This window comes from Pseudomonas putida (assembly GCF_005080685.1).
GTDB lineage: Bacteria > Pseudomonadota > Gammaproteobacteria > Pseudomonadales > Pseudomonadaceae > Aquipseudomonas > Aquipseudomonas putida_V.
Map to the genome: position 1 here is coordinate 1305578 of NZ_CP039371.1, position 11933 is coordinate 1317510.

General features: G+C 61.3%; 16 protein-coding genes. 4 read left to right on the top strand and 12 right to left on the bottom strand.

Annotated features, from left to right (window positions below):
• Positions 1-45: 45 nt before the first annotated feature.
• Positions 46-519, bottom strand: a complete 474-nt coding sequence (gene bfr / locus E6B08_RS06300) for a bacterioferritin (RefSeq protein ID WP_136913239.1) — start codon at positions 517-519, stop codon at positions 46-48.
• A gap of 200 nt (positions 520-719) precedes the next feature.
• Positions 720-941: a bacterioferritin-associated ferredoxin gene (locus E6B08_RS06305; RefSeq protein WP_136913240.1), complete on the bottom strand. Its 222-nt coding sequence runs from the start codon at positions 939-941 to the stop codon at positions 720-722.
• 210 nt (positions 942-1151) lie between these two features.
• On the opposite strand from E6B08_RS06305, the gene E6B08_RS06310 reads away from it, so the two are divergent.
• Positions 1152-1754 (top strand): peroxiredoxin, encoded by a 603-nt coding sequence (locus E6B08_RS06310; protein WP_136913241.1) that lies wholly within the window; start codon positions 1152-1154, stop codon positions 1752-1754.
• Positions 1755-1821: 67 nt separating this feature from the next.
• Here the strand turns inward: E6B08_RS06310 and rnt are convergent, their stop codons facing one another.
• Together rnt and pyrC are read right to left on the bottom strand one after the other, a co-directional pair.
• The gene (gene rnt / locus E6B08_RS06315; RefSeq protein WP_236409926.1) at positions 1822-2433 is read right to left on the bottom strand and encodes a ribonuclease T; all 612 of its coding nucleotides are present in this window, start codon (positions 2431-2433) and stop codon (positions 1822-1824) included.
• A gap of 59 nt (positions 2434-2492) precedes the next feature.
• Positions 2493-3539, bottom strand: coding sequence for a dihydroorotase (gene pyrC, locus E6B08_RS06320; RefSeq protein ID WP_136913243.1), 1047 nt, complete (start codon positions 3537-3539; stop codon positions 2493-2495).
• A gap of 130 nt (positions 3540-3669) precedes the next feature.
• Between pyrC and E6B08_RS06325 the strand changes: the two genes are divergently transcribed.
• Positions 3670-4626, top strand: coding sequence for a flagellar protein MotY (locus tag E6B08_RS06325; protein ID WP_136913244.1), 957 nt, complete (start codon positions 3670-3672; stop codon positions 4624-4626).
• Between the two features lie 126 nt (positions 4627-4752).
• Positions 4753-5970 (top strand): argininosuccinate synthase, encoded by a 1218-nt coding sequence (locus tag E6B08_RS06330; RefSeq protein WP_133331831.1) that lies wholly within the window; start codon positions 4753-4755, stop codon positions 5968-5970.
• Between the two features lie 875 nt (positions 5971-6845).
• On the opposite strand, the gene E6B08_RS06335 is transcribed toward E6B08_RS06330, so the two are convergent.
• Positions 6846-7307, bottom strand: a complete 462-nt coding sequence (locus tag E6B08_RS06335; protein ID WP_136913245.1) for a hypothetical protein — start codon at positions 7305-7307, stop codon at positions 6846-6848.
• A gap of 352 nt (positions 7308-7659) precedes the next feature.
• On the opposite strand from E6B08_RS06335, the gene E6B08_RS06340 reads away from it, so the two are divergent.
• Positions 7660-8286: a response regulator transcription factor gene (locus E6B08_RS06340; RefSeq protein WP_136913246.1), complete on the top strand. Its 627-nt coding sequence runs from the start codon at positions 7660-7662 to the stop codon at positions 8284-8286.
• Positions 8287-8331: 45 nt separating this feature from the next.
• Here E6B08_RS06340 and E6B08_RS30780 read toward each other — a convergent pair whose 3' ends face one another.
• From E6B08_RS30780 to E6B08_RS31060, 7 genes are all read right to left on the bottom strand, one after another.
• Entirely contained in the window at positions 8332-8508 is a 177-nt protein-coding gene (locus tag E6B08_RS30780) for a PA3496 family putative envelope integrity protein (protein ID WP_192938624.1), read from the bottom strand.
• A gap of 104 nt (positions 8509-8612) precedes the next feature.
• Positions 8613-9251: an endonuclease III gene (gene nth, locus E6B08_RS06345; RefSeq protein WP_136913247.1), complete on the bottom strand. Its 639-nt coding sequence runs from the start codon at positions 9249-9251 to the stop codon at positions 8613-8615.
• A 4-nt stretch (positions 9252-9255) separates the two neighbouring features.
• Complete coding sequence (locus E6B08_RS06350) at positions 9256-9780, bottom strand: Rnf-Nqr domain containing protein (RefSeq protein ID WP_136913248.1); 525 nt, start codon at positions 9778-9780, stop codon at positions 9256-9258.
• On the bottom strand, positions 9773-10375 hold the full coding sequence (locus E6B08_RS06355; RefSeq protein ID WP_136913249.1) for an RnfABCDGE type electron transport complex subunit G: 603 nt from the start codon (positions 10373-10375) through the stop codon (positions 9773-9775). The genes E6B08_RS06350 and E6B08_RS06355 overlap by 8 nt, the downstream gene beginning before the upstream one ends.
• The gene (locus tag E6B08_RS06360) at positions 10372-11355 is read right to left on the bottom strand and encodes an RnfABCDGE type electron transport complex subunit D (RefSeq protein ID WP_136913250.1); all 984 of its coding nucleotides are present in this window, start codon (positions 11353-11355) and stop codon (positions 10372-10374) included. Before E6B08_RS06360 ends, E6B08_RS06355 begins: the two co-directional genes overlap by 4 nt.
• Positions 11352-11579: a hypothetical protein gene (locus tag E6B08_RS31055; protein ID WP_238349288.1), complete on the bottom strand. Its 228-nt coding sequence runs from the start codon at positions 11577-11579 to the stop codon at positions 11352-11354. The genes E6B08_RS06360 and E6B08_RS31055 overlap by 4 nt, the downstream gene beginning before the upstream one ends.
• A gap of 32 nt (positions 11580-11611) precedes the next feature.
• Positions 11612-11890, bottom strand: coding sequence for a hypothetical protein (locus E6B08_RS31060; protein ID WP_238349289.1), 279 nt, complete (start codon positions 11888-11890; stop codon positions 11612-11614).
• Positions 11891-11933 lie beyond the last annotated feature (43 nt).

The window sequence follows — 11933 nt, forward strand, 5'->3', positions numbered from 1 at the left end:
CGCCATGAGCGGGTTTTTTTATGCCTGAGAATCAGCAGTGGCGAATCATTCCTCGCCCATCTGCGACTGCAGGTAGTTCTCGATGCCGATCTTGTCGATCAGGCCCAGCTGGGTTTCCAGCCAGTCGATGTGCTCTTCCTCGGACTCGAGGATATCTTCGAGCAGGTCACGCGAACCGAAGTCGCCCAGGGTTTCGCAATGGGCGATGGCGGCCTTGAGATCGACCAGGCCTTTCTGCTCGATCTTCAAGTCGCACTCGAGCATTTCCTTGGTGTGCTCGCCGATCAGCAGCTTGCCCAGGTCCTGAACGTTGGGAATGCCTTCGAGGAACAGAATACGCTTGATCAATTTGTCAGCGTGCTTCATCTCGTCGATGGATTCTGTGTACTCGTGCTTGCCGAGCTTGTTCAGGCCCCAATCTTCATACATGCGGGCGTGCAGGAAGTACTGGTTGATTGCGACCAGCTCGTTTCCGAGGATCTTGTTGAGATGCTGGATGACGCTTACGTCGCCTTTCATTGCGGGTTCCTGCCCTGTAGAAGAGTGCCAATACAGGAAGTTTGAGCCCGATATCGGGGGCTGTCAAACCTAAGTTCTTGAATACTAAGTGAAAATTAATAGGAATAAGAATGTTTGTGAACCGCGTTGGAACGCTAACTTATTGAATTGCGGGCATAAAAAAACCGGACACTGGGTCCGGTTCTTTGAAATCGATGGATTCAGGCGGCGGTAAATTCCACCGGGTAGGGCAGGGCGGCCTGTTGACTCACCTGCAACTCGGTCAGGGTTTCCCGGACCACCTGCTTGGCCAGGCAGGCGCATTTGCCACACTGGCTGGCGACATTGGTCGCGGCTCGGACTTCCTTGTAACTGCAGCATCCTTCATAGATCGCGTCGCGGATCTGGCCGTCGGTCACGCCGACACAAAGACACACATACATAAAGTCGGACCATCGCTGGTTGAGTCGATGGGTTGGAGAGTAATGGTAATGAGAATGCTTGTCAAAGCACATTGCGGCAGGGCCGCGCTTGAGCGACCGGCGGTTGGATTCGGCCTGTCATGAGAAGCCGTGTATGATGGTCGGCCTTTGTAGGATGTCGGGCCATCGCTTGGCCGGCAAACGGTTCTTCAACCTCATCAGGAGATTACAATGAGCGTACTCGTTGGCAAACAAGCCCCCGACTTCACCGTCCCAGCCGTCCTCGGCAACGGCGAAATCGTCGACAGCTTCAACCTGGCCTCGGCCATCAAGGGCAAGTACGGCCTGGTGTTCTTCTACCCACTGGACTTCACCTTCGTCTGCCCGTCCGAGCTGATCGCCCTGGACAACCGCATTCCTGACTTCGCCGCTCGTGGCGTGGAAGTGATCGGCGTCTCGATCGACTCGCACTTCACCCACAACGCCTGGCGTAACACCCCGGTCAACAGTGGCGGCATCGGCCAGGTCAAGTACACCCTGGCTGCCGACATTTCCCACGAAATCTGCAAGGCCTACGACGTCGAGTCCGAAGGCGGCGTGGCCTTCCGTGGCGCTTTCCTGATCGACAAGAACGGCGTTGTCCGTTCGCAGATCGTCAACGACCTGCCACTGGGCCGTAACATGGACGAGCTGCTGCGTCTGGTCGACGCCCTGCAATTCCACGAAGAGCACGGCGAAGTCTGCCCTGCCAACTGGAAGAAAGGCGACCAGGGCATGACCGCTTCGCCAGAAGGCGTCGCTGCCTACCTGAGCGAGAACGCCGGCAAGCTGTAATTGCCAAGCACAAAAAAACCGGCCCTGGTGGCCGGTTTTTTTGTGCTTCAAGATTGTCCGATGGCGATCAGTCGTTGAAGTCGCGCCAACCGCCCATCTCTTTCCAGCGGTTGACGATGCCGCAGAACAGCTCGGCGGTTTTCTCGGTGTCGTAGCGCGCCGAGTGTGCTTCACGCCCGTCGAAGTCGATGTCGGCGCTCTGGCAGGCCCGCGCCAGAACGGTCTGGCCATAGGCGAGGCCGGCCAAGGTGGCCGTGTCGAAGCTGGAGAACGGGTGGAACGGATTGCGCTTGAGATCGTTGCGTGCCACCGCAGCGTTGAGGAAGCCAAGGTCGAAGCTGCTGTTGTGGCCGACCAGGATCGCCCGTTTGCAACCGTTGGCTTTGAGCGCCTTGCGCACGCCACGGAAGATGTCGGTCAGGGCGCTTTCCTCGCTCACCGCCATGCGCAGGGGGTGATCCAGCTTGATGCCGGTGAACTCCAGCGCTGCAGGCTCGATATTCGCCCCTTCGAATGGCTCGACCCGGAAAAAGTAGGTGTGCTCCGGGAACAGGAAGCCTTTCTCGTCCATGCCGATGGTCACGGCGGCGATTTCCAGCAGGGCGTCGGTGGCGCTGTTGAAACCACCGGTCTCGACGTCCACCACCACGGGCAGGTAGCCGCGAAAGCGTTCGGCCATTGGATGGCGCGAGCCGCTGCCGGGCTGGACGTCCTGGTCGTCTTCGTAGAGGTCTTCGCTCACGCGTTGTCCTCCAGCAGGCGCCAGTGCAGTTTTTCGCCCGCACGCAGCGGCACGACGGTCTGCTCGCCGAACGGCAGGCTATCCGGGGCGGTCCACTCCTCGCGCACCAGGGTGATGGTGTCGGTGTTCGCCGGCAGGCCATAGAAGGCCGGGCCGTGGAGGCTGGCGAAGCCTTCCAGTTTATCCAGTGCGTTGCGCTGCTCGAACGCTTCGGCGTACAGCTCGATCGCCGCATAGGCGGTGTAGCAACCGGCGCAACCACAGGCGTTTTCCTTGGCATGACGCGCGTGCGGCGCGGAGTCGGTGCCGAGGAAGAACTTCGGGTTGCCACTGGTGGCTGCGTCCAGCAACGCCACCTGGTGGGTGTTGCGCTTGAGGATCGGCAGGCAGTAGAAGTGCGGGCGAATGCCACCGACCAGCATGTGGTTGCGGTTGTACAGCAGGTGCTGGGCAGTGATGGTGGCGCCGACGTTGGCCGGGGCTTCGCTGACGAACTGCGCGGCGTCGGAGGTGGTGATGTGCTCGAACACCACCTTCAGCGTAGGGAAACGTTCGACCACACGGCGCAGGTGCTCGTCGATGAAACGCTTCTCGCGGTCGAACACGTCGATCTCGCTGCGCGTCACTTCACCGTGCACCAACAGCGGCATGCCGGTTTCGGCCAGGGCCTCGAGCGCTGGGAAGATATTGTCGATGCTGGTGACGCCGGAATCGGAGTTGGTGGTGGCGCCGGCCGGGTACAGCTTGGCGGCGTACACGAAGCCAGTGGCCTTCGCTGCACGGACGTCCTCGGGGCTGGTGCGGTCGGTTAGATACAGCACCATCAGCGGCTCGAAGCGGCTACCGGCCGGGCGAGCGTTGAGGATGCGTTCGCGATAGGCACTGGCCTCATCGGCATTGCGCACCGGCGGAACCAGGTTGGGCATGATGATGGCACGGGCGAAGGTGCGCGCCACATCGGCAACGGTATGAGGCAGGACGGCACCATCACGCAGATGGATGTGCCAGTCGTCGGGACGCAGGAGGGTCAGGCGATCGGACATTGGGGATTCCAGGCGGGTCGAACTCAAGGCCCAATGCTACCGGAAAACCCTGGGGCGAGCACGGGCTTCAAGTTTTCCCTCCAGCGCCCGATAGCCTCCAGGTAAGCCGTCAAAATATGTGGAGCCGCCCGTGCGCCAGCGTTACCTAGCCCTGTTCACCTTGTTCGCCAGCCTGCCGGCGGGCGCGCTGACCTTCCAGACCCGCATGGAGAATGTCGCCTGGAAGGTCGAGGGCGACCAGTTCGAATGCCGTCTGATCCAGCCTATCGACGGCTTCGGCAGTGGCGAATTCGTGCGTCGGGCAGGCGAGCAACCGGTGTTTCGCTTGCGCTCGGACAGCAACGTGCTGGGCGCCGGGTCTGCCACCCTGCTGGCCGCCGCCGCGCCCTGGCAACCGGGGCGTGGCGATGTCAATCTGGGCGCGGTGCGCATGTCCCGCACCGGTGTGTTGTTCACCTCGTCCCAGGGCCAGGCCAGCCGCTTGATCAATGGTTTGCTCGATGGCCGCAGCACGGTGGTGCGCAACTACACCGGTGAGGGCGGCAGGGCCATGGAGGTGCGCGTGCTGCCGGTGAGCTTCGCCAAGGCCTACAGCGACTACCAGGCCTGCGCCGGCAAGATGCTGCCGATGAACTTCGACCAGATCCGCCAGACCCAGGTCGGCTTCCCTGGCGGCGGCATCGACCTGGATGCCTCGGCCCGTGCGCGCCTGGACGTGATCCTCGACTACCTGAAGGCCGACCCATCGGTTAATCGCATCGAGCTCAATGGCCATTCCGACAACAGTGGCAACCGCCTGACCAACCGCGACACCTCGCGCCGGCGCGCGCTGGCCGTGGCCGAGTACCTCAAGGCCCATGGCGTGCCGGAAGAGCAGATCAGCGTGCGTTTCCATGGCGAGCGCTATCCGCTGGTGAAAAACAACAGTGCCGCCAACCGAGCGCGCAACCGCCGTGTGAACATCGAGCTGGACCGCGTTGCGCCGGTCGAGAATCCAGCCCCGACGCCAGTGGCCCCTGCGCCCCAGTCGCCTCAAGCTCCCGCAACCGACGCGAAGGGCGCTCCACCGGCGACTAAATCGTCCTGATCGACCACTCGTCGCACTGACGACAGATACTGTCGCTTTGTCGTCAGAAGCTGTCGCCCCACTGTAAATTCTTGCGCAAGGCCGGTAGAATCGATCCCTTTCCGTACAACCCCGTGGAGTGATGGCATGGCGGACGTAAAAAAGGTCGTATTGGCGTATTCCGGCGGCCTTGATACTTCGGTGATTCTCAAGTGGCTGCAAGATACCTACGACTGCGAAGTGGTGACCTTCACCGCTGACCTGGGGCAGGGCGAAGAGGTCGAGCCGGCTCGCGCCAAGGCCCAGGCGATGGGCGTCAAAGAGATCTACATCGATGACCTGCGCGAAGAATTCGTGCGTGACTTCGTGTTCCCGATGTTCCGCGCCAACACCGTCTACGAAGGCGAGTACCTGTTGGGTACTTCCATCGCCCGTCCGCTGATCGCCAAGCGCCTGATCGAAATCGCCAACGAAACCGGCGCCGATGCCATTTCCCATGGCGCCACCGGCAAAGGCAACGACCAGGTGCGTTTCGAGCTGGGTGCCTATGCACTCAAGCCAGGCGTCAAGGTCATCGCCCCATGGCGTGAGTGGGACCTGCTGTCCCGCGAGAAGCTGATGGACTACGCCGAGAAGCACGGCATCCCGATCGAGCGCCACGGCAAGAAGAAATCGCCGTACTCGATGGACGCCAACCTGCTGCACATCTCCTACGAAGGCGGTGTCCTGGAAGATACCTGGACCGAGCACGAAGAAGACATGTGGCGCTGGAGCGTCTCCCCGGAGAACGCCCCCGACCAGGCGACCTACATCGAGCTGACCTACCGCAACGGTGACATCGTCGCCATCGACGGCGTCGAGAAGACGCCAGCGACCGTGCTGGCCGACCTGAACCGCATCGGCGGTGCCAACGGCATCGGCCGCCTGGACATCGTCGAGAACCGCTATGTCGGCATGAAGTCCCGCGGCTGCTACGAGACCCCGGGCGGTACCATCATGCTCAAGGCCCACCGTGCGATCGAATCGATCACCCTGGACCGCGAAGTCGCTCACCTGAAAGACGAGCTGATGCCCAAGTACGCCAGCCTGATCTACACCGGCTACTGGTGGAGCCCGGAGCGTGTGATGCTGCAGCAGATGATCGACGCTTCGCAGGTCAACGTGAACGGCGTCGTGCGTCTGAAGCTGTACAAGGGCAACGTCACCGTGGTCGGTCGCAAGTCCGACGACTCGCTGTTCGATGCCAACATCGCGACCTTCGAGGAAGATGGCGGCGCCTACAACCAGGCTGACGCTGCTGGCTTCATCAAGCTCAATGCACTGCGCATGCGCATTGCAGCCAACAAGGGCCGTTCGCTGCTCTGAGGCAACCTCGTTGTATCGACCCCGGCTCAGGCCGGGGTTTTTTTTTGGTTCTTCACGGATTGTCGGGGAGCTGGCTGGTTTGGCATTGAGACTGGGAACGGTCCATTTTGTGTAGCGGCGCTACCGGCCCCTTCCGCCTTTACGGCGGGCAACTTTTTTCTTGGAAAAAGTTGCTCAAAACCGCTTGCTCCCACATACGGCCCTCCGCTGCGCTACGGGTCCCCTCGCTACGGCGTCTTGCGGGCCCGCGCGGCCTACGACTTGCTGCGCAAGTCTACGTCTCGCGCCTTCGGCTACGCCGAAGGGTGCTACGCACCTGGCCCTCCAGCCGCCTACGCTCGGCCTCCTGAGGTCGCGGGTAGATCAAGATCAACAGCAAGATCAAGATCAAGATCAACAGCCAGAGCAACGGCAGGCGAATCGCTGCGCTCTCGCGGTTTACCTATCGCTTTGTGTTGTAGCGGATAGCGAGGTGTCTCCTTCGAAGATAACGCCATTGCAGGCGCCGCCGCTAACTTCGCGACGTCAGGAGGCCGAGCGTAGGCGCCTGTAGGGCCAGGTGCGCAGCACCCTTCGGCGTAGCCGAAGGCGCGAGATGTAGACTTGCGGAGCAAGTCGTAGGCCGCGCGGGCCCGGAAGGCGCCGTAGCGAGGGGACCCGTAGCGCAGCGGAGGGCCGGATGCAGGAGCGAGCGGTTTTGCGCTCCTTTGTCCAAGAACAAAGGAGCCCGCCGTAAAGGCGGAAGGGGCCAGTAGCGCCGCTACACACAATGGATCAGCTCACGATCTAATGCCAAGCCAAGCCAAGCCAAGCCAAGCCAAGCCAGCTCCCCGAAAATCCGTGAAGAACCTTTTTGTGCCTGTTCTCTAGGTGGGTCAGGGTGCGTCGGTGGCTGCCTCTTCAGGCAGTTCGGTGAGCGAAAAGCGTATGCATTGGCGCTTGTCCTGGTTATAGAACACCCAATGGCACTCGCCCGATCCGGCTTGCGCCAGGGAGTGTAGGATCTGGCTCTCGATCATTCGTTGTGCTGCTGGCCCGGAAAGCGTGACGGTTGAAGTTCCAGCATTTTCCGTCCGCTCGGCGAGTGCTTCGCTTGTCGTATTGGCGCGTCGCGCGGCTGCTCGACGCGGGTCGGGCTTGTAGAACGACTTGTAGTTGAAGTTCAGCGTGATGAAGAACAGCGCCGTCAGGAAGAACGGGAAGCCCACCAGGAACCAGGTATACAGCGCTTGGCTGTGCTCGCTGAGAAACGGCAGCGTAGCCAGGGCCGAAGCCTCGGCTATGCCGGCGAATATAGCGATGATAGTGAGTGGCGCGACAGGTTGTAAGCGGGCCAATGGCGTGGCCTCCGTCAGATCTTCCAGCTATCGATAGCGGTTACGCAGACGCAGGAGAAGTGCCAAGTCTTTCCTGTTGCTGAACACTTTCCCGATAACTTCGATACCGACGTAAAAGCGAAAAATCTCTCAAGTCGCTGTTGCAATGGCAACTGGGCACCTTGCGGGTGCTTTGTTAGCGTTTCGCCTGTTAGAAATTAAGTTGATTAGCAACTATTGCGTGTAGGAATTTTCGCTGATCGCTGTAGGTTTTATCTATTCATGTGTTTAAACAGGGAATGGTTGCGCGCTCCGAGGTTTTGCTCGGTTATTGTGGCGCTTCAAAACTAAAATATTGTTGAATGGATATCGCATGAATAAAGTCCTTATTGTGGATGATCATCCGGTCATACGCCTGGCCGTACGCATGCTGATGGAGCGGCATGGCTACGATATCGTCGGCGAGACCGACAACGGTGTAGCTGCCTTGCAACTGGTTCGGGATTATCTGCCGGACATCGTCGTGCTCGACATCGGTATACCCAAGCTCGATGGTCTCGAAGTCATCACCCGGGTAACCGGTGTCAGCCCTCGCAGCCGCGTGCTGGTATTGACGTCACAGGCCCCTGGGCATTTTTCGATGCGCTGCATGCAGGCGGGAGCGGCGGGGTATGTGTGCAAGCAACAGGAACTCACCGAGCTGCTCAGCGCGATCAAGGCGGTGTTGTCAGGGTACAGCTACTTCCCCAATCAGGCCCTGCACAAGTCGCGGGGCCGATTGGGAGGTGGCAGCGAAACGGAAATGGTCGACCGGCTTTCGGCGCGGGAAATGACAGTCCTGCAACAGCTGGCCAGGGGACGGTCCAACAAGGAAATTGCCGAAAGCATGTTCCTCAGCAACAAGACGGTCAGTACCTACAAGACACGTCTGTTGCTGAAGCTCAACGCCCGCTCACTGGTCGACCTGATCGAACTCGCCCAGCGCCACGGCCTGGTGTGATAGGCAGACCCCGGAAAGCCCCCGTGCGGCGGCTTTCCAGCGGCACTACAGGTCGTAGTCGAAGTCGGCCAACTGCTTCTGTAGACGGCGCTCCTCCAGCAGGTTATCGATGGTGCGGCGCTTGCTCAGGTTGGTCTTCGCCGTTTCCACTTGAGGCTCTACATCGTCCTCCACGGTGTCAATGTCATCTTCGATCGACAGGTCTTCTTTGTCGGTACTCATGAGTCGCTCCAAGCCAAGGGGCCATTGGCCGTCCTTATAACGAGAAAGCGAAGCTTGGTAAAAAAGATTTTTTCAATCGCAGTGCCAGCTTTTTTACTATCGGCTCAATCGTCCGAGGTCTTGTGTTTGAATTCGCACAGATCCTCAATCCGGCAGCTCCCACAGCGGGGCTTGCGCGCCTGGCAGACGTAGCGGCCGTGGAGAATGAGCCAATGGTGTGCGTCGAGCAGGTAATCCTTGGGGACGAACTTGACCAGCTTGCGTTCGACCTCCAGCACCGTTTTGCCCGGTGCGATACCGGTGCGGTTGCTGACCCTGAAAATATGCGTGTCCACGGCCATGGTCGGCTGCCGGAAGGCCGTGTTGAGTACCACGTTGGCGGTCTTGCGGCCTACGCCTGGCAAGGCCTCCAGGGCTTCGCGAGTTTGCGGGACCTGGCCACCGTGACGCTCGATGAGCAGGCGACAGGCCTCGATCACATTCTTCGCCTTGCTGTTGTACAGGCCGATGGTCTTGATGTACTGGCTCAAGCCCTCGACGCCCAGCGCATAGATGGCCTCGGGGGTATTGGCAACCGGAAACAACCGCGCCGTAGCCTTGTTCACGCCGACGTCGGTGGATTGTGCCGATAGGGTCACGGCAACCAGCAATTCGAAAGGAGTGGTATAGGCCAGTTCGGTCTTCGGGTCCGGGTTGTCTTCGTGCAGCCTGCGAAAGATTTCGAGGCGTTTGGCGGCATTCATGGAATCAGGGCTTTCCTTCACGGCTTGGTCGGGCTTTGCCCGTTTTCAATCGATTGTACAAGGCCAGCACTAATCCGAGCACCATCAATGCGCCGGGGGCGAGGTTTGCCAATTGCATGCCTGTCCACTGACCAAGCCCCTGGCGGCAGGCGCCAATCAGCACACTGGCGCAGAACAGGCCGATCAAGTACATGGCCAATGGTCGCCAGCCCGGTGATTTACCGAGCAGATGGTCGATCAGCAGGCATTGCACGGCGCACAGCGCTGGCCAGTGCCCAAGCTCGATGGCCAAGGGCAATGCCCACGCCGCGAGAGCCAATTGCATGCAACTGCCGAGGGCGGCCAGCAACACCAGGCTGGCCAGGCGGTAGGCGGGGCCGCTCAACTGGCTGCGTAGCGGTGTCAGAAAAACGTGATGCAGTGCCGTAAGGGTCACGGCGTACAGGCCAATCAGGCTGCCTTGAGCGAAGGTCTGGGTGGCACCCAGCAAGGGTGCGAGGCCCACGGCCAGCAGGTGGAGCCTATTCATGGCCGGGTACTCCGAGGAGCTCGTTGCGATGCTGGTCGAAGTAGCCCAAGGCTTCCTGCAGCGCCTCCATCACCGCTCGGGAGGTGACCGTGGCACCGACCAGCTGGTCGAAGTCACCGTGATCGCGCTTGAGCATCCACTTGTCCGTTGCTCGGCGATTGGCAAATTGCGCCAACCAACCCACTTGCGGGTCGCCCAGACGGCCGCCCAGCCCCGGGGTTTCCTGCTGTTCGATGACGCGGCTGGCCAATAGGCGTCCATCGGGGCTTATCGCGATGCCCAGGGTGATGGCGCTGGAGTAGCCTTGGGTCTGGCTGATCAGCAGCACCGCCGTGGGCTGTGTCGCCAGGGTCGCGAGATAACCCGCCAGGATCCGGCTGTTCGGCAGCTGGGGTTCGGGGAGCGCGAGCGGGGTGTCCAGTGGCTGGTTGTCATAGCTTTGCGCGGGCAGGACGGCCAGTCTCTGCTCGATTTGCAGGTGTACCAGGGCATGGGCCCTGGCTTGTTCGGTCCACTGTCGCCAGGCCAGCGTTGCCGACAGTGCCAGCGCCGCGATCACGATCACGGCAAGGGTGCTGCGTACGCCAGCGCTCATGGCGCGGCCTGCTGGCGGCGTGCTGCAAATCGTTCAAGGCCGGGAGACGCGAGGTTCACCAGCAGCACCGCGAAAGCGGTGCCGTCGGGGTAGCTGCCCCAGGTGCGGATCAGATAGATCAGCAGCCCTGCAGCAAAGCCATACAGCAGCTTGGCCAGCGCAGCCTTGGGTGCCGAGACAGGTTCGGTGATGATGAAGAAGGCTGCCAGCATCGTCGAGCCAGAGAACAGGTGCAGCAGCGGGGAGCCATTGGAGTCCGACCCCGATCCATTCCACGCCAGCAGGCTGAACAGCCCCAAGCCCGCAAGCAACCCTGCGGGAGCATGCCAGCTGATGACTTTGCGTTGCAGCAGCGCCAGCCCTCCGAGCAAAAAACCCAGGTTGACCCACTCGCTACCCCGTCCGCCGACCGCGCCGAAACCAGGATGGCTTGCGAACAGTTCGTCGATGGTCAGGCTGCGGTTGTGACGCAATCCATCGAGCACCGTGGGTTGGGCCCAGGCATCGATTGGCGCGCCGCCAGCGAACACCGCTTGCAGCCATCCCAGCAGGTCGCCTGACTGTCCTGGCCAGTGATTCATTTGCAGCGGAAAGCTCAGCAGCACGAAGGCATAGCCGACCATGGCCGGGTTGAAGGGGTTGCGGCCCACCCCGCCGAAGGCCTGCTTGCCCACGCCGATGGCAACGGATGCAGCAATCACCGGTAGCCACCACGGCGCAGCGGGAGGCAGGGCGATGGCCAGCAGTACCGCCGTGACCAGCGCGCTCGCGTCGCCGAGGGTGGCGCCGACAGGGCGTTTATGCAAGGTCAGCAGCAACGCTTCACTGGCCAGCGCAGCCAGGGTGGTCAGCAGCAAATTGAACACCACGCCCCAACCGTATTGCCACAACAGGGCCAGCACGCCGGGGGTGCTGGCCAGCAATACCAGGCCCATGGTCTGGCGCAGGCGCTGGGCATCGATGGATTGTGTCTGGCTCATTGTGAGAACAGCCCGTTGAGTCCGCTGAACGCCATGGCCATGACGCCAGCGCCGAGCAGTTCGATGGGCAGGCCGCGCAGAGCGGCTGGCACACCGTCGTGCTGTGTGCGCTGGCGTAGGTCGTCGAACAGCTCCCAGGCCAGCCACAAGCCCAGGCCGCCCAGCACGCCCCAGGCCATTCCCGCTGGCAAACTGTCGTGGCGGTCGCCAAGGTGCAAGATCAAGCCTGCCACCAGCACGTTCACCGCCAGAAGTGCTAGCGTTCCGAGATGCCCTCGCGCGAAGCCCAGCCTGGCCAGGGCATGGGCACTGCCCAGGCCAGCAGTGCCAGCCAGGGCAGCAAGACGAACAGGCGCAGGTCTTGCAGTTGCCAGGGGGCCAGCAGCCGGCTGTCCAGCAGATAGCCACCGCTGACTCCAAGCGCGATCAATAGTGCGCAGGTTGGCCCCAGCGCCTTGCGTTGATGCGCTGAGGCGTTCGAGGCCAGGAGATTGATCAGCACGGCGCCGACCAGTAGCAAGACGGAATCGTTCATGGCAATGACGATAGCCGTCATCCGCTCAGCATGTCGGCCGAGG